Source organism: Devosia sp. GW821-FHT12F11, assembly GCF_058806655.1.
The window spans coordinates 14,957-30,112 of the sequence record NZ_JBXAPX010000007.1 but is presented as its reverse complement, the minus strand read 5'-3'; the positions used below and the strand labels follow the sequence as shown (position 1 = coordinate 30,112).

The 15,156-nt window shown below is 65.4% G+C and carries 18 protein-coding genes; 15 read left to right on the top strand and 3 right to left on the bottom strand.

The window, feature by feature from the left end; all coding sequences use genetic code 11:
• Positions 1-34: 34 nt before the first annotated feature.
• Positions 35-628, bottom strand: a complete 594-nt coding sequence (locus AC1ROK_RS19795; RefSeq protein WP_492850079.1) for a TetR/AcrR family transcriptional regulator — start codon at positions 626-628, stop codon at positions 35-37.
• A gap of 181 nt (positions 629-809) precedes the next feature.
• Here AC1ROK_RS19795 and AC1ROK_RS19790 point away from each other — a divergent pair, with 181 nt between their 5' ends.
• The 5 genes from AC1ROK_RS19790 (at position 810) to AC1ROK_RS19770 (ending at position 3,822) form a co-directional block, all read left to right on the top strand.
• The gene (locus tag AC1ROK_RS19790; RefSeq protein ID WP_492850077.1) at positions 810-1,094 is read left to right on the top strand and encodes a hypothetical protein; all 285 of its coding nucleotides are present in this window, start codon (positions 810-812) and stop codon (positions 1,092-1,094) included.
• 126 nt (positions 1,095-1,220) lie between these two features.
• On the top strand, positions 1,221-2,453 hold the full coding sequence (gene argJ / locus AC1ROK_RS19785) for a bifunctional glutamate N-acetyltransferase/amino-acid acetyltransferase ArgJ (protein WP_492850075.1): 1,233 nt from the start codon (positions 1,221-1,223) through the stop codon (positions 2,451-2,453).
• Positions 2,453-3,217, top strand: a complete 765-nt coding sequence (locus tag AC1ROK_RS19780) for a GNAT family N-acetyltransferase (protein WP_492850073.1) — start codon at positions 2,453-2,455, stop codon at positions 3,215-3,217. Before argJ ends, AC1ROK_RS19780 begins: the two co-directional genes overlap by 1 nt.
• Entirely contained in the window at positions 3,214-3,612 is a 399-nt protein-coding gene (locus AC1ROK_RS19775; protein ID WP_084646130.1) for a (deoxy)nucleoside triphosphate pyrophosphohydrolase, read from the top strand. The genes AC1ROK_RS19780 and AC1ROK_RS19775 overlap by 4 nt, the downstream gene beginning before the upstream one ends.
• A 9-nt stretch (positions 3,613-3,621) precedes the next feature.
• Positions 3,622-3,822 carry a Flp family type IVb pilin gene (locus tag AC1ROK_RS19770; protein WP_492850071.1) on the top strand — a complete coding sequence of 67 codons (201 nt, stop codon included), beginning with the start codon at positions 3,622-3,624 and terminating at the stop codon, positions 3,820-3,822.
• Positions 3,823-3,895: 73 nt separating this feature from the next.
• On the opposite strand, the gene AC1ROK_RS19765 is transcribed toward AC1ROK_RS19770, so the two are convergent.
• Complete coding sequence (locus AC1ROK_RS19765; protein WP_492850069.1) at positions 3,896-4,750, bottom strand: malonyl-ACP O-methyltransferase BioC; 855 nt, start codon at positions 4,748-4,750, stop codon at positions 3,896-3,898.
• Positions 4,751-4,888: 138 nt separating this feature from the next.
• Between AC1ROK_RS19765 and AC1ROK_RS19760 the strand changes: the two genes are divergently transcribed.
• From AC1ROK_RS19760 to AC1ROK_RS19735, 6 genes are all read left to right on the top strand, one after another.
• Positions 4,889-5,626: a ComF family protein gene (locus AC1ROK_RS19760; RefSeq protein WP_492850067.1), complete on the top strand. Its 738-nt coding sequence runs from the start codon at positions 4,889-4,891 to the stop codon at positions 5,624-5,626.
• 33 nt (positions 5,627-5,659) lie between these two features.
• Positions 5,660-5,914, top strand: a complete 255-nt coding sequence (gene grxC / locus AC1ROK_RS19755) for a glutaredoxin 3 (protein WP_326866728.1) — start codon at positions 5,660-5,662, stop codon at positions 5,912-5,914.
• 9 nt (positions 5,915-5,923) lie between these two features.
• The gene (locus AC1ROK_RS19750) at positions 5,924-6,787 is read left to right on the top strand and encodes a carbon-nitrogen hydrolase family protein (protein ID WP_492850065.1); all 864 of its coding nucleotides are present in this window, start codon (positions 5,924-5,926) and stop codon (positions 6,785-6,787) included.
• A complete protein-coding gene (locus AC1ROK_RS19745; RefSeq protein WP_492850063.1) occupies positions 6,784-7,209 on the top strand; it encodes a DUF1178 family protein in 426 nt (141 codons plus the stop codon). Before AC1ROK_RS19750 ends, AC1ROK_RS19745 begins: the two co-directional genes overlap by 4 nt.
• Positions 7,210-7,305: 96 nt before the next feature.
• Positions 7,306-8,157, top strand: coding sequence for an aldo/keto reductase (locus AC1ROK_RS19740; protein WP_492850061.1), 852 nt, complete (start codon positions 7,306-7,308; stop codon positions 8,155-8,157).
• 119 nt (positions 8,158-8,276) lie between these two features.
• Positions 8,277-8,522, top strand: coding sequence for a hypothetical protein (locus tag AC1ROK_RS19735; protein ID WP_492850059.1), 246 nt, complete (start codon positions 8,277-8,279; stop codon positions 8,520-8,522).
• Between the two features lie 8 nt (positions 8,523-8,530).
• On the opposite strand, the gene ubiG is transcribed toward AC1ROK_RS19735, so the two are convergent.
• Entirely contained in the window at positions 8,531-9,268 is a 738-nt protein-coding gene (gene ubiG / locus AC1ROK_RS19730) for a bifunctional 2-polyprenyl-6-hydroxyphenol methylase/3-demethylubiquinol 3-O-methyltransferase UbiG (RefSeq protein WP_492850057.1), read from the bottom strand.
• 230 nt (positions 9,269-9,498) lie between these two features.
• Between ubiG and AC1ROK_RS19725 the strand changes: the two genes are divergently transcribed.
• The 4 genes from AC1ROK_RS19725 (at position 9,499) to prmC (ending at position 15,044) form a co-directional block, all read left to right on the top strand.
• Positions 9,499-10,770 (top strand): aspartate kinase, encoded by a 1,272-nt coding sequence (locus tag AC1ROK_RS19725; RefSeq protein WP_492850055.1) that lies wholly within the window; start codon positions 9,499-9,501, stop codon positions 10,768-10,770.
• Between the two features lie 66 nt (positions 10,771-10,836).
• Positions 10,837-13,101 (top strand): phosphoenolpyruvate--protein phosphotransferase, encoded by a 2,265-nt coding sequence (gene ptsP, locus AC1ROK_RS19720; protein WP_492850053.1) that lies wholly within the window; start codon positions 10,837-10,839, stop codon positions 13,099-13,101.
• 6 nt (positions 13,102-13,107) lie between these two features.
• Positions 13,108-14,184: a peptide chain release factor 1 gene (gene prfA, locus AC1ROK_RS19715; protein ID WP_492850051.1), complete on the top strand. Its 1,077-nt coding sequence runs from the start codon at positions 13,108-13,110 to the stop codon at positions 14,182-14,184.
• An 8-nt stretch (positions 14,185-14,192) separates the two neighbouring features.
• Entirely contained in the window at positions 14,193-15,044 is an 852-nt protein-coding gene (gene prmC, locus AC1ROK_RS19710; protein ID WP_492850049.1) for a peptide chain release factor N(5)-glutamine methyltransferase, read from the top strand.
• Positions 15,045-15,156: the final 112 nt, after the last annotated feature.

Genomic DNA, 15,156 nt, shown 5'->3' with positions numbered 1-15,156 from the left:
ACCAATCGGAGCCCCGGCCTCGGCCGGGGTTCTGTTATTTGGCGAGGCCGCGAACCAGGATCGAGGTGACCTTGTCGATGATGTCGGCCTGGTCGGCGAGCCGGTCGGTCAGCAGCAGCTTCCAGGCATAGGCCGACATCAGGTCCGAGGCGGCGAGGCTGTCGGCATCGGCGCGCATCTCGCCGCGCGCCTTGGCGCGCTCGAACATACCGGCGGTGTGCTTGGTGCGCTCGATCGAATAGGCCTGCAGCGCCTCGGCCGCCTTGGGGTCGGCCTGCGCTTCGGCGATCAGCGACTTATAGACCCCGCCGGTATTGCCGGCCCAGAAGCGTACCAGCTCGGTCAGGAAGGCGCGGATGTCGCCTTCGAGCGTGCCGGTATCGGGGTCAGGCATGCGCGAGCTCTTGAGCCGCGTATAGACGTCGAGCAGCAGGTGCGCCTTGGAGGGCCACCAACGGTAAATGGTGGGCTTGCCGGCGCGGGCGCGCCGCGCCACGGCTTCGATCGAAAAGCCGGCGTAACCGGCCTCGCAGAAGATGTCCTCGGCGGCGGCGAGGATCGCCTCGTGGCTGTCCGGGTTGCGGGCGGCTCCGATGGATCTGCGCGGCTGGCTCTCGATGCTGGACATGGTTCTCTGATGCCCTGACTTAAATGTGGTCGCGCTTTCGAACCGGAAAAGTCTGCACTTTTTCCTGAAAGCACTCCTGGGATGCATGGCTGGGATACACGAAAAAGCCCAACCCATCCACTTGAACGTTACGTTCCGTTTCGTTATGTAACGAGCCGTACCGTTTATATGGGGTTTGGAAATGTCCATTCAATCTTCGACCGCCGCCACAGCAACCGCCGCTCCCGCCAAGCCAGCCACTCCGACGCTGGCGGCCCGCACGCGCATGGCCCTGCTGGTGCTCATTGCGGTTTACCCGGTCATCACCGGAATCATCTACCTGGTGGCACCGTTCACCGAGGGCTGGCCGGTGTGGGAGCGCAACTTCGTTGTCGCGCCGCTGATGGTGGTCGCCATGGTGTATTTCATCATCCCGACCATCCAGTCGCGCTTCGGCCGGTTCATCGCCACCGGGCGGTTGGCCTGAGTTGAGGCGTTTTCAAAGACGAAGTCTGCAGCCTTTGCTGAAAGCGCTCTCAACAAATGAACGACTTGCTTCACAGCAAGGCTTGAGGCAAACGGATGGGCCTATTGTCGCCGCATAGGACGCAACATGGCCCATCCCGTTTCTCCCCTCGCCCCCAAGACTTACCCGGAACTGCCGGATGTCGCGGGCGTTCGGTTCGCGACGGCCGAGGCCGGGATCAAATACAAGAATCGCACTGACGTTCTGCTCGTCTCGATGGACGAGGGAACTGTTGTCGCGGGCGTCCTGACCCGTTCGAAGTGTCCTTCGGCGGCCGTCGATTGGTGCCGGCAGAATCTCGGCGGCGGCAAGGCCCGCGCGCTGCTGGTCAATTCGGGCAACGCCAACGCCTTTACCGGCCAGAAGGGCAAGGCCTCGGTCTCCCTCTCGGCCGATATCGTTTCGAAGGCGCTGGGCGTTGCGCCCGATGAGATCTTCCTTGCCTCCACCGGCGTCATCGGCGAGCCGCTCGATGCGCAGAAATTCGCCGGCGTCACCTCCGAGATGGCCACCCGTCTGGCGCCCGGTCCGTGGATGGACGCCGCCAAGGCAATCATGACCACCGATACCTTCGCCAAGGTGGCGACCGCCACCGTCGAGTTCGACGGCGTGCCGGTGGTGATCTCGGGCATCGCCAAGGGTTCGGGAATGATCGCGCCCGACATGGCGACAATGCTGAGCTTCGTATTCACCGACGCGCCGATCGCGGCGGGCGTATTGCAGGGCCTGCTGCAGCCGGCGATCGACACGAGCTTCAACGCCGTCACCGTCGACAGCGACACCTCGACGTCCGATACCTGCCTGGTGTTCGCCACCGGCAAGGCTGGCATCGCGCCGATCGGTTCCGCCACCGACCCCCGCGCCGAAGTGTTCGCCGAAGCGCTGGCCGACGTGCTGCACGAACTGGCGATTCACGTGGTGCGCGACGGCGAGGGGGCGACCAAGATGGTGACCGTCACCGTCGAGGGCGCGACAAGCGACAAGAGCGCGTTCCGCATTGCCCAGTCGATCGCCAACTCGCCGCTGGTCAAGACCGCGATTGCCGGAGAGGACGCCAACTGGGGCCGCATCGTCATGGCGGTGGGCAAGGCCGGCGAGCCCGCCGATCGCGACAAGCTCGAGATCAGCTTCGGCGATATCCGCGTCGCGACCCAGGGCGAGCGCGACCCCGCCTATAGCGAGGCAGCAACCAGCGCCTACATGAAGAATGAAGGGATCGAAGTGCGCGTCGGACTGGGCCTCGGTGCCGGTACGGCGACGGTCTACACCTGCGACCTGACGCACGGCTACATCACCATCAACGGCGATTACAGGTCCTGATGGTCCCACTCAGCGTCAGTCAGATCGAAGGCGCCACTCTTACGGCATGGCCGGCGCTGCGGCAGGCGCAGGATGGGCTGTGGCTGTGGCGCTATGCGCAGGGCTATACCAAGCGCGCCAACTCGATCCATTGCCTCGATCCGAGCGACGGCGGCTATGCCGAGTTGCGGCTGATACGGCTGGCGGAACTGTCCAAGCGCCACCGCATCCCGCCGGTGTTCCGTGTGACCCCGCTCACCGCGCCGGAGATCGTCGAGGTGCTCGATGGCCTGTTGTGGGAGGAATTCGAGCCGAGCCTGGTCATGGCGATGGAAATGCCGGACGAGGATTTCCCACTCGATTTCCAGGCCCGCTATTTCGAGCCGACCGATCCGCAATGGATCAGGGCACAAGCGCAGATGTCGGGATACGACCAGCCGACCATCGATGTGCTGGGGGAAATTCTGGGTCATATCGCCTGCGAGGCGCGCGGTGTGCTGGTCTACCACAAGGCCGGCCTGCCGGTGGCGGCGGCGCTGGCGGCGGTAGCGAGCGGCATCGGCATCTACCTCAATGTGGTGACTCACCCCAATGCCCGCGGCATGGGCTATGGCCGGGCGGTGATGGGTGCCGCACTCAACTGGGTGCGCTCGAAGGGCGCCACCCATTCGGCCATCCAGGTCCTCGCTAGCAATGCTCCGGCGCTCAACCTTTACAGTTCGCTCGGCTTCGGCGAAGTGTACCCCTACATCTACCGGCGCGCGCCGGATTGGGGCCGCGGGTGAAGATCCAGCTCGTCGTGGCCTGCGCGCTGATCGATGCCGACCGGCGGGTGCTCATCGCCCAGCGTCCGGAAGGTAAGCAATTGGCGGGACTATGGGAGTTCCCCGGCGGCAAGCTCGAGCCGGGTGAAAGTCCAGAGGCGGCATTGATCCGCGAACTGGAAGAAGAACTCGGTATTTCCACCCAGACGGCGTGCCTTGCTCCGTTAAGCTTTGCGTCTCACTCTTACGAAAGCTTTCATCTTCTGATGCCACTTTACGTGTGCCGAAAGTGGCAAGGAGTGCCGCAGGCTCGCGAACACGCCGCCCTGAAATGGGTGCGCCCGCAGCAGCTGCGCGATTACCCGATGCCACCGGCCGACGAACCGCTGATCGCTCCGCTCTGCGATCTGCTCTGAGGGTGGGCGATGAGGGGTGTTTGGTGTCAGATCAGACGCTTCGTCGCCGATGACAGCGGCGCGACGGCGATCGAGTATGGTCTGATTGCCGGGCTGGTCGCGATTGGCGCGCTCGTCGCCATGACCCTGACCGGCGACAGCGTGATTTCGATGTTCGACTACGTGTCGGGCCGCACCATCGAACAGCTCGACAACATCAACGACATCTAGGGCGTAGCACGTCTATTGATCCTGGTCGCGCTTTCAAGCCGGAAACGTCTGCAACTCTTGCTGAAAGCGCTCGCTAGCCTTTCCCCAGCACGTCCTTGAGCCGCACCGTGGCGCTGCCCGGTCGCAGCGGCTTTTGCTGGTTCTCGTGCGGGGCCCAGCCGCTGAGCCAGATGATCTCCAGCGTTGCCCGCACCCGGCCGTCCGGGTCGCCCGCAAGCTCGGCATAGGCGGCGTTGGCCGCGGCGATCAGCGTCCTGGTCGCCATGCGACCCGGTCGGTCGGCCAGCGGGTTCTGCGCCCCGAGCCCCTTGAGTTCGCGCATCAGCCGCAACAGGTCGCCATAGCGGATCGGGTAGGTCTCGAGGTCGGTGACCGGCAGGGCATAGCCCGAGCGCTGCAGCAGGCCGCCGGCATCGGCCAGCGGGATGAACGGCGCAACCCGGGCGAAGGCGCCACCCGAGGTTTCGGCGTCGGCGCGCAGGAATGCCTGGCGCAGCTCGGTCAGGCTGTCGCCGCCGAGCGCCGCGGCGATCATCAGTCCGTCGGGCCTGAGGTGAGCGCGGATGCGGGAGAGGAAGCCCGGCACGTCGTTGATCACCTGCAGGTCGAACAGCGAGACGATCAGGTCATAGCCCTGGCGTGGCAGCAGCAGCGCCTCGGGATCGACCAGCGGCGCATCGGGCGAGCCGAGTACCGTCGAGACGCGCTCGAAGGCGAAGGCGCCGCTGGCCGAACGGCCCATCAGGGGTAGCCGCGCGCCGTCCGGCGCCATGATCAGTGCCTGCTCGAAATCGCGCGCCACGGTAATGAGCCGCGAGGCCAGGTCATCGAGCGCCAGCTGGGTGACGAAATCGTCCGGTTCGGCCGGACGCCGCGACAGGTGCTCGGCGATCAGCGTGCGGTCGAAAACCTTCGGGGGCAGGGCCATTCGTCGATCCGCACTGAGTTCGAGTTCGGTTTGGTCACAGGATCGAGCCGGAAAGGTCTCGCAACTTCTCCGGTTCCCGCTTTAGACTGCGGCGTTATGGAATTGGGGCAGGGCAAAGTCAAAGCGGGATCGGCGGCCATGGCTCGGCTGGGGGCCGCATTGCTCGATCTGGTCTATCCGCCGACCTGCCTCGATTGCGGCGCGCCGACAGCCGCACATGCCGCGCTTTGTCCGCGCTGCTTCGCCGGTCTTCGGCCGATTACCCGGCCCTGGTGCCCGGTGCTGGGCCTGCCGTTCGAGATCTCGATCGGCCCCGAGGCCCGCTCGGCCGAAGCCATTGCCGATCCGCCGCCCTTCGATCGGGCGCGGTCGGCGGTGCTCTACAACGAGGTGGCGCGCGCTATCGTCAGCCGGCTCAAATATGGCGACCGGCCGGAACTGGCCGGGTTCTGCGCCCGGCTGATGCACCCTGCCGGGGCAGAGTTCTGGGCGGAAGGTCCGGTCCTCGTGCCGGTGCCGCTCTATCGCTGGCGCCAGTTCGAGCGCCGCTACAACCAATCGACCGAACTGGCCCGGGCGCTGGCCCGGCTCACTGGCCTTTGTGTCGACACCGGGCTCGTCGCCCGCAGCCGCCGCACCCGGCAGCAGGTCGGGCTTTCACATGATGCGCGCCAACGCAACGTCGCCGGCGCCTTCACCGCGCATCCCGAAGCGCTGCGCCGGCTCAAAGGGCGCGGCGTGGTGCTGGTCGACGACGTCATCACCACCGGTTCGACCGTCAAAGCCATCACCCGTGAGCTGAAGCGGGCCGGGGTGATCAAAATCGATGTGATCTCGTTCGCACGCGTTGTGACAGGCGCAGAACTCCCCATATAGAACTCAACAAACCCCAGCGTTTTTGTAGGCGAGATGAAGAAGGTAGAAATCTATACGACCCAGTGGTGCCCCTATTGCCATGCAGCCAAGTCACTGCTGGACGAAAAGGGCGTGAGCTACGAGGAGGTCGATGCCGATGATCCCGATGTGCGCATGGCTATGGTGCAGCGCGCCAATGGCCGCCGCACCGTGCCGCAGATCTTCGTGGGCGAGACCCATGTCGGCGGCTATGACGACATGGCGGCGCTCGACCGGCGCGGCCAGCTCGACCCGCTGCTTGCGAACTAGGACTGCTTGATGCGCGTCGCCGCTCTCCAGATGAACTCCGGCACCCAGCCTGGCCCCAATCTCGACCAGCTCGAGCAGTTGGCCGGCGAGGCGGCGGGGCAGGGCGCGACCTATCTGCTGTCGCCGGAAGTCTCGGTGGTGTTCGCCGAGAACCGCGACGGGCTGAAAGCCGTCGCCGGGCCTTGGGAGAATAACCCGGCGATTGCCCGGACTGGTGATATCGCGAAACGGCTCGGCGTGAGCCTCCATCTCGGCTCGCTCGCCGTGGCCCTGCCGGATGGGCGCTTCGCCAACCGCTCGGTGCTGTTCCGCCCCGACGGCTCGATCGCTGCGACCTATGACAAGATTCACCTGTTCGACGCGACGCTCCCCGGCCTCAGGAATTATCGCGAGAGCGAGACCTATGCCGGTGGCGACGCCGCCGTGGTGACCGATGCGCCTGGCTTCCCGCTCGGCATGACCATCTGCTACGATGTGCGCTTCCCGGCGCTGCATCGGGCTTTGGCGGAAGCCGGGGCCAAGGTGATCTCGGTGCCCGCCGCATTCACCGTGCCGACCGGTGAGGCGCATTGGGAAGTGCTGCTGCGGGCCCGCGCCATCGAGACCGGCTCGTGGGTGATCGCCGCGGCGCAGGCCGGCACGCACCAGAACGGCCGCTCCACCTGGGGCCACTCGATGATCATCGACCCCTGGGGCAGGGTGGTGGCCGAGCTCGGCGGCGATGGTCCCGGTATCGCCATCGCCGATATCGAGCTATCAACAGTGGATGACGCCCGCGGCAAGGTTCCGGCGCTTGCCAACGCACGACGGTTTTCGCTAACCCTCGACGCTTCGGGCCCCACCCTATTCGCCCGAGAGGACGTATCGGCGTGATCAGCTATTCGCTCATCTGTGACAGATCCCACAAATTCGACGCCTGGTTCAAAAGCGCCGAGGCCTATGACGAGCAGGCGGCTCGGGGCATAGTCACCTGTCCGGTGTGCAATTCGGTGAAGGTGGACAAGGCGCTGATGGCGCCGGCGGTGTCGCGGATGAACTCCGACAAGCTGTCGCTGTCGAGCGGGCATCCGCAGCAGGCCGAGATTCGCGAAATGCTGCGCGTGATGCGCAAGAAGGTGACCAGCGAGGCCGACTATGTCGGCGACAAGTTCGCCGAGGAAGCCCGCAAGATCCACTTCAAGGAAGCCGACCCACGCGGCATCTACGGCGAAGCGACCCGTGACGAAGTGGCGGAACTGATCGACGACGGCGTCGATTTCCTGCCGCTGCCGCACGTGCCGGACGAGGCGAACTGACCGTCAACTGCTCCTAAGGGCAGGATTGATCGGCAATAGCCGATGGATGCAGTCTGCCGGTCCTCCTCCCAGCAGACTCCTCCGGAGATTTCCCAAATGTCTACTCCCGACGCGGCCCTTTCGGGCACGTTCGCCATTGGCGGCGACCTCATCGTCAATCGTCTCGGCTTCGGCGCCATGCGTATCACCGGCCCCGGTATCTGGGGCGAACCGGAGGATCCCGAGGAAGCGCGACGCACGCTACGACGGGTGCCCGAGCTCGGCATCAATTTCATCGACACTGCCGAAAGCTATGGCCCCTATGTCAGCGAGCAACTGATCGGCGAAGAGCTGGCGCCATATGCCGGGGGTACCATCATCGCCACCAAGTCCGGCCTCACCCGGCACGGGCCCGGCTCGTGGCCGATCCTCGGCCGGCCGGAATTCCTCAAACAGGGCGTGCTGATGAGCCTGCGTCGGCTCAAGCTGGAGCGGCTCGACCTATGGCAATTGCACCGGATCGACCCGACGATCCCACGCGACGAGCAGTTCGACGCCATTGCCGGCTTCATATCCGATGGCCTGGTGCGCCATGCCGGCCTTAGCGAAGTGACGATCGAGGAAATCGAGGCGGCCCGACGGTTCTTCCCGGTCGCCACGGTGCAGAACCGCTACAACCCGACGGCGCGTGGCAGCGATGCGGTGCTCGACTATTGCGAGGCCAACGGCATCGGTTTCATTCCGTGGGCGCCGCTCGGCGGCGAGCGAGGACCCGGCACCGTGGAGCAGGCGATCGCCAAAAAGCATGGAGCAACACCGAGCCAGATCGCCCTGGCCTGGGCGCTGAAGCGCTCGCCGGTGATGCTGCCGATCCCCGGCACCGGCAAGGTAAGGCACCTTGAAGAGAACACCGCCGCCGCGGCAATCCAGCTCAGCGACGAGGACTTTGCGGCGCTCAACCAGCGCTGATCGATGCAATCCAATCTGCTGAATGGCGCCTGACATGCGCCGTTCAGTCAGGGTTCAAGCCCGCCGACGCAGATTGACCTCCACAGACGGCGCCCGAGGGCGCCACGAAGGAGGATAGAATGCACCATTCCACCCTGACCCCTGCGGCCACCGCCACCGGCGGCGCCATCCGCGCCGTGATGAGCGATGCCGCCTCGGCAGCACTGAAGGCGCTGAAGCCGTTCGATGTTGCCATCGAAGACGCGCTCGACCGCAGCTACGGCGCCGGCCGCTGGTTCCTTTATTGGGATGAAGACCTGGCGGGCCACCCGATCCGCGGTACCATCACCCTGGCCTTCGGTCGCGAAACGCTTGTCATCGGCTGACTGGTGCTTCAGGCGGGCTTTGCCGCCAGCACCATGTAGTTGACGCCCAGATCGCGGCTCGGCCGCCATTCGTCGGCCAGCGGATGGAACACCACGCCGGTCTTGTCGATGACTCTCAGGCCATTGCGGACACAGAGCGCCGAGATCTCGTCCGGCGTCAGGAACTTTGAGAAATCGTGGGTGCCCCTGGGCAGCCAGCCCAGCACATATTCCGCCCCGACGATCGCCAGCGCGTAGGCACGCGGTGTGCGGTTGATGGTGGCGGTGAACATCAGCCCGCCGGGTTTTACCAGGCTCGCGCAGCTCTTCATGTAAAGCGGCACATTGTCGACGTGCTCCACCACTTCCATGTTCAGCACCACGTCGAACCGCTCGCCCGAGGCATCGAGCGCCTCCGCGGTCACGGCGCGATAGTCGATCTCGAGCCCCGACTGCCGGGCGTGCAGTTGCGCGATGCGGATGTTCTTTTCGCCGGCATCGATCCCCACCATCGTCGCGCCGAGCCGGGCCAATGGTTCGCTCAACAGCCCGCCGCCACAACCGATATCGAGGATGCGCACGCCCTCGAGCGGCCGGCGCACCGTGCTGTCCTTGCCGAAATGCGCGATCACCTTGTCGCGCACATAGCCCAGCCGCACCGGGTTGAATTTGTGCAGCGGCTTGAACTTGCCCTTGGGGTCCCACCACTCGTCGGCCATGGCGGCAAACTTGGCGATTTCGTCGGGATTGATGGTGGTGTCGGTCATGGGAAGGGTTATCCGCCCCGCGGGCTACCGGCGCAAGAGGAAGCGCGGTCGCATCGACGCGCGACGTGGCGGCGCGCGGATGTTGCTGCAAGGGGGATCTGGCACCGGGCATCGGGCATGTCCCCTGCGTCCGTTCCTCCTGTTGATAACCCCGGCTGTTTGTGGCATGTCCCCGGCCGAATTCTGAGCGTACCGGCGGGTTCAGCCGGGCAACAGTCGGGGTAGGGGCCTTGGGCCGTATCGTAGTCAAGTTCGGCGGCACCTCGGTCGCCTCGGTCGAGCGCATCCGTCAGGCGGCGCTGCATGTGAAGCGTGAAGTCGACGCCGGCAACCAGGTCGCCGTAGTGGTCTCGGCCATGTCGGGCAAGACCAACGAGCTGGTCGGCTGGGTCAACGAGGCGTCGAAACTGCACGATGCGCGCGAGTACGATGCCGTGGTCGCATCCGGCGAGCAGGTAACGGCCGGGCTGATGGCGGTGGTGCTGAGCGAGATGGGCATCCCGTCGCGCTCGTTCCAGGGCTGGCAGGTGCCGATCAAGACCGACGACGCGCATGGCGCGGCCCGCATCGTCGAGATCGATCCGACCGAACTCGAAAGGCGCTTTGCCGATGGCGTGGTGCCTGTGATCACCGGCTTCCAGGGCGTTGCCCCGTCGGGCCGGGTCACGACGCTGGGCCGCGGCGGTTCCGATACCAGTGCGGTGGCTGTCGCCGCTGCGGTGAAGGCCGATCGCTGCGACATCTACACCGATGTCGATGGCGTCTACACCACCGACCCGCGCATCACCCCCAAGGCCAAGCGACTTTCCAAGATCTCGTTCGAGGAAATGCTGGAAATGGCCTCGCTCGGCGCCAAGGTGCTGATGATCCGCTCGGTCGAGATGGCGATGGCGCATAAGGTGCGCCTCACCGTCCGCTCCACTTTCGACGATCCGAATGCGCCGCAGATCGCGCCGGACGGCACGCCGGGGGTTCCCGGCACAATCGTATGCGATGAGGAAGAGATCATGGAAAAGCAGATCGTTTCGGGCGTCACCCTGGCACGGGCCGAATCCAAGATCACGCTGCGCGACGTCAAGGACCGGCCGGGCGTCGCCGCGGCGATCTTCGGCGCGCTCTCGGACGAATCCATTGTCGTCGACATGATCGTCCAGAACGTCTCCGAGGACGGCTCCACCACCGACATCACCTTCACCGTGCCCGATGCCGAGCACGACAAGGCGGTCAAGGCGCTGAAGGCCGCCGGCGAGGCCGGGCGCTTCGAGTATCGCACGCTCACCAGCGCCAAGGGCGGCGCCAAGGTTTCGGTCGTGGGGGTGGGCATGCGCAACCATGCGGGCGTTGCCGCCTCGATGTTCAAGGCGCTGGCCGACAAGTCGATCAACATCCAGTTGATCACCACCTCGGAAATCAAGACCTCAGTGCTGATCGATGACGAGTATGCCGAACTTGCGGTTCGCGCGCTCCATACGTATTACGGGTTGGACAAGCAGGACGCCTGAGACGCCTAGACCCCCGGTCACGGCGCCGCTGGCGATAGGGCGGCGCCGGGCCGCCGGGCGGGAATCATGGCCATAGCGATCAGCGGGCCGCGCGTGCTCCTGAGGCAATTGCGCGAAACCATGGCGGAGCCGCTGGCTTCGCAGGCTCGGCTCGACAAGATCGTCAGTCTTATCGCCGACAATATGCACGCGGACGTCTGTTCGTTCTACGTGCTGCGCGACGACGGCGCGCTCGAACTGTTCGCCACCCGCGGCCTCGCCGCCACCGCTGTGCACATGACGACGCTGCGTCTCGGCGAAGGCCTCGTCGGCCTGATCGCGGCACAGGCCGAGCCGCTCAGCCTCGACAACGCTCCGGCGCACCCCGCCTTCGCCTATCGGCCGGAAACCGGCGAGGATCCGTTCCAGGCTTTCCTCGGCGTGCCGGTGCTGCGCGCCGGCCAGACGCTGGGCGTACTGGTGGTGCAGAACCGCGATTCGCATGCCTATGGCGAAGACGAGATCGAGGCGATGCTGACCACGGCGACCTTGCTCGCCGAGATGATGTCGACCGCCGATTTCGACGCGCTGATCAAGCCGGGCCAGGATATCGATCTCAGGCGCCCGCGCAGCTTCGAGGGCAACGGCTTCACCGACGGCGTGGCGCTGGGCAAGGTCGTGCTGCACGACCCGCGCGTCGTCGTCACTAACTTCGTCGCCGAGGATACCGAGGTCGAACTGAAGCGCCTGTCGGATGCGCTCGACCGGATGCGGCTCTCGATCGACCAGATGCTCAGCCATGGCGACATGCAGTCGTTCTCGGATCATCGCGAGATCCTCGAGAGCTACCGGATGTTCGCCAATGATCGCGGTTGGGTCGATCGGCTGACCGAGGCGATCAATAACGGCCTCACCGCCGAGGCGGCGGTGGAGCGGGTGCAGAACGACACCCGAGCCCGGATGATGCGGTCGACCGACCCCTACATCAAGGATCGGCTGCACGACCTCGACGATCTCGCCAACCGGCTGCTGCGCGTCCTGACCGGCGATGGCGCGACCGGCAAGAAGGACCTGCCCGAGAACGCGATCCTGGTTGCCCGCAACATGGGGCCGGCGGACCTGCTCGAATACGACCGCACGCGGCTCAGGGCGGTGGTGCTGGAGGAGGGTGCCGCCATCTCACATGTGGCGATCGTCGCCAAGTCGTTGGGACTGGTGGCGGTCGGGCAGGCCGAGAACATCGTCTCGATGTCGGAGACGGGCGACGACATCATCGTGGATGGTCTGCAGGGCACGGTCTACCTGCGGCCGACCCCGGACATGATCCAGGTCTATGTCGACAAGGTGCGGCTGGGGGCCAAGCGCCGGGCGCATTACCTCGAGCTCAAGGACAAGCCGGCCATCACCAGGGATGGCCACGAGATCACGCTGCTCCACAATTCAGGTATCGTTGCCGACCTGCCGATGCTGCAGGATACCGGTGCCTCGGGCGTCGGGCTGTTCCGCACCGAACTGCAATTCATGATCGCCTCGCGCCTGCCCCGATTGAAGGAGCAGGTCGAACTCTATGCCGAGGCGATCCGGCTCACCGAAGGCAAGCCGATCGTTTTCCGCCTGCTCGATATCGGCGGCGACAAGGTAATCCCGTATCTGCGCTACGAGGCGGAAGAGAACCCGGCAATGGGGTTCCGCTCACTGCGCCTGGCGCTTGACCGGCAGGGGCTGCTGCGCATCCAGATCCGGGCGCTGCTGCAGGCCGCCAATGGCGGGCCGATGAAGATCCTCGTGCCCATGGTCACCGATGCCTGGGAGTTCCGGCAGACCCGGCTGGTGGTCAACAAGGAACTCGAGCGCATGAAGCATGCCGGCCAGACGGTGCCGAGCAAGCTCGAACTGGGCGCCATGATCGAGGTGCCGTCGTTGCTCTGGGAGCTCGACCAGGTGCTGCCCGAGGCGGATTTCGTCTCGATCGGTTCCAACGACCTGGTGATGTTCCTCACCGCCGCCGACCGCGGCAACAAGCGCGTCGCCAAGTCGTATGATCCGATTGCGCTGCCGCGGCTACGAGCGCTCAAGCACATCGTCGACATGGCAAGGCGCTACAACGTGCCGCTGACCATGTGCGGCGAGCTTGCCGGCCGCACCGTCGAGGCGTTAGCGCTGCTCTCGATCGGCATGACCAAGCTCTCGATGAGCCCGCCGTCTATCGGTCCGATCAAGGAGATGATCCTCGGCACCGAACTCACGCCCATTCGCAATTCCATCTCCGCCGCCCTGCTCGAAGGGGCCCATGGCCCCAGTATCCGCGAGCTGCTGCTCGACTGGGCCGGCCGGCAGGGGCTGGTGATCTAGGTTTTCATGGCTACGCTTCCGCAGGACAAGCTCGACGGGCTGACCAAGCGCTTTGATTCGATCGAGGCGGCTTTGTCGTCCGGCCCGTCGGCCGAGCAGTTCGTCAAACTGAGCAAGGAATATGCCGAGCTCGAGCCGGTGGTGCGGCCGATCCAGGCCTACCAGAAGCTGCTCGCCGACCTCGAATCGGCCGAGGAGCTGGCGGGGTCGGGCGACAAGGAAATGGCCGAGATGGCTGCCGCCGAGATCGGCGAGCTGAAGCCCAGGATCGAGCAGGCGGTGGCCGAGATCCGCATCCTGCTGCTGCCCAAGGATGCCGCCGACGAGAAAAGCGTCATCCTAGAAGTGCGCGGCGGTACCGGCGGCGATGAAGCGGCGCTGTTCGCCGGCGATCTGCTCAGGATGTACCAGCGCTATGCGGACCTGCAGGGCTGGAAGTTCACGCTCCTGGAGGAGAGCCCGGGCGAAGTCGGCGGCTACAAGGAAGTGGTGGCCAACATCACCGGCAAGGGCGTCTACGCCAAACTGAAATACGAGAGCGGGGTGCATCGGGTGCAGCGCGTCCCGGCGACGGAAACGCAGGGCCGCATCCACACGTCCGCGGCAACCGTCGCGGTGCTGCCCGAGGTCGAAGAGATCGATATCGACATCAAGGCTGAGGACATCCGCATCGACACCATGCGCTCGTCCGGTGCCGGCGGTCAGCACGTCAACACCACCGACTCGGCGGTGCGCATCACCCATCTGCCGTCGGGCATCGTGGTGACGGCCAGCCAGAAGAGCCAGCACCAGAACCGCGCCACCGCCATGAAGGTGTTGCAGGCGCGGCTCTATGAAGAGCAGCGCAACGCTCGCGACACGGCGCGGTCGGAAGCGCGCAAGGAGCAGGTGGGTTCGGGCGATCGTTCGGAACGCATCCGGACGTATAATTTCCCGCAGGGACGGGTGACCGATCACCGGATCAACCTGACGCTCTACAAGCTCGACAAGGTGATTGCCGGCGATGCGCTGGAAGAGCTGATCTCGGCGCTGATCACCGAAAACCAGGCGGCGCAGCTCGCCGCCATGGAGGGGATTTCCTGACACTCAGCGTGGGCGCAGCATGGCGGGGGATACGCGACCTGTTCCGGAAGGCCGGCATCGACACGGCGGAACTGGATGCCCGGCTGTTCGCCGAAGCGGCCTTCGAGATGGACCGGCTGGAGCTGGTCAATCGCGAGCGCGAGGACGTTCCGGCAAAGCAGCTGAAGACGCTCGAGGCCTTTGCCGCGCGCCGCCTCAAGGGCGAGCCGGTGGTGCGCATCCTCGGCGAGAAGGAGTTCTGGGGGCTGAGTTTCAAGCTCAACGCGGCGACCCTGGTGCCGCGGCCGGAGACCGAACTGCTGGTCGAGCGCGGGCTCGAGGTGATCGGGGCGCTCGACAGGCCGCGCATCCTTGACCTCGGCACCGGCACCGGCTGCATCCCGATTTCGCTGCTGACCGAGTATTCCGATGTCACCGCGGTGGCTGTCGACCTCTCGGCCGAGGCGCTGGAGATGGCGCGCTTCAATGCCAACCGCCATGGCGTGGGCAGCCGCTTCACCACGCTCAAGGGCTCGTGGTTCGATCCGCTGGAGCCGGGCGAACGCTTCGACCTCATCACTTCGAACCCGCCCTATATCGAGAGCGCGGTGATATCAGGGCTGATGCCGGAAGTACGCGAACACGATCCGCGGCTGGCGCTCGATGGCGGGCCGGATGGGCTGGCGGCGTACCGGGCGATCGCCGCCGAGGCCGGTTTGTTCCTCAAAGCCGAGGGTGTGCTGTTGCTCGAGATCGGTTCCAGCCAGGGCCACACGGTCAGCGATATCCTGGTTGGCGCCGGCTTTGCCGAGGTCGAAGTGGTGCCCGATCTGGCGGGGCTCGATCGCATGGTGGTGGCCCGTCTCAACTCCGCCTCTTGAGTATCCGTTAGGGCCGCCCATATTTTGTGCTTGGAAAGGCAGGGCGAACCAGATAGGTTCCAGGTGCTGTCAACGGCGTGGTCGAGATCGCGCCAAGGTGACGGCCACCCGC

Bases quoted from the DNA above. Each gene is read 5' to 3' on its own strand.
- AC1ROK_RS19795 (WP_492850079.1), bottom strand. From the start codon at position 628: ATGTCCAGCATCGAGAGCCAGCCGCGCAGATCCATCGGAGCCGCCCGC.
- AC1ROK_RS19790 (WP_492850077.1), top strand. From the start codon at position 810: ATGTCCATTCAATCTTCGACCGCCGCCACAGCAACCGCCGCTCCCGCC.
- argJ (WP_492850075.1), top strand. From the start codon at position 1,221: ATGGCCCATCCCGTTTCTCCCCTCGCCCCCAAGACTTACCCGGAACTG.
- AC1ROK_RS19780 (WP_492850073.1), top strand. From the start codon at position 2,453: ATGGTCCCACTCAGCGTCAGTCAGATCGAAGGCGCCACTCTTACGGCA.
- AC1ROK_RS19770 (WP_492850071.1), top strand. From the start codon at position 3,622: ATGAGGGGTGTTTGGTGTCAGATCAGACGCTTCGTCGCCGATGACAGC.
- AC1ROK_RS19765 (WP_492850069.1), bottom strand. From the start codon at position 4,750: ATGGCCCTGCCCCCGAAGGTTTTCGACCGCACGCTGATCGCCGAGCAC.
- AC1ROK_RS19760 (WP_492850067.1), top strand. From the start codon at position 4,889: ATGGCTCGGCTGGGGGCCGCATTGCTCGATCTGGTCTATCCGCCGACC.
- grxC (WP_326866728.1), top strand. From the start codon at position 5,660: ATGAAGAAGGTAGAAATCTATACGACCCAGTGGTGCCCCTATTGCCAT.
- AC1ROK_RS19750 (WP_492850065.1), top strand. From the start codon at position 5,924: ATGCGCGTCGCCGCTCTCCAGATGAACTCCGGCACCCAGCCTGGCCCC.
- AC1ROK_RS19740 (WP_492850061.1), top strand. From the start codon at position 7,306: ATGTCTACTCCCGACGCGGCCCTTTCGGGCACGTTCGCCATTGGCGGC.
- AC1ROK_RS19735 (WP_492850059.1), top strand. From the start codon at position 8,277: ATGCACCATTCCACCCTGACCCCTGCGGCCACCGCCACCGGCGGCGCC.
- ubiG (WP_492850057.1), bottom strand. From the start codon at position 9,268: ATGACCGACACCACCATCAATCCCGACGAAATCGCCAAGTTTGCCGCC.
- ptsP (WP_492850053.1), top strand. From the start codon at position 10,837: ATGGCCATAGCGATCAGCGGGCCGCGCGTGCTCCTGAGGCAATTGCGC.
- prfA (WP_492850051.1), top strand. From the start codon at position 13,108: ATGGCTACGCTTCCGCAGGACAAGCTCGACGGGCTGACCAAGCGCTTT.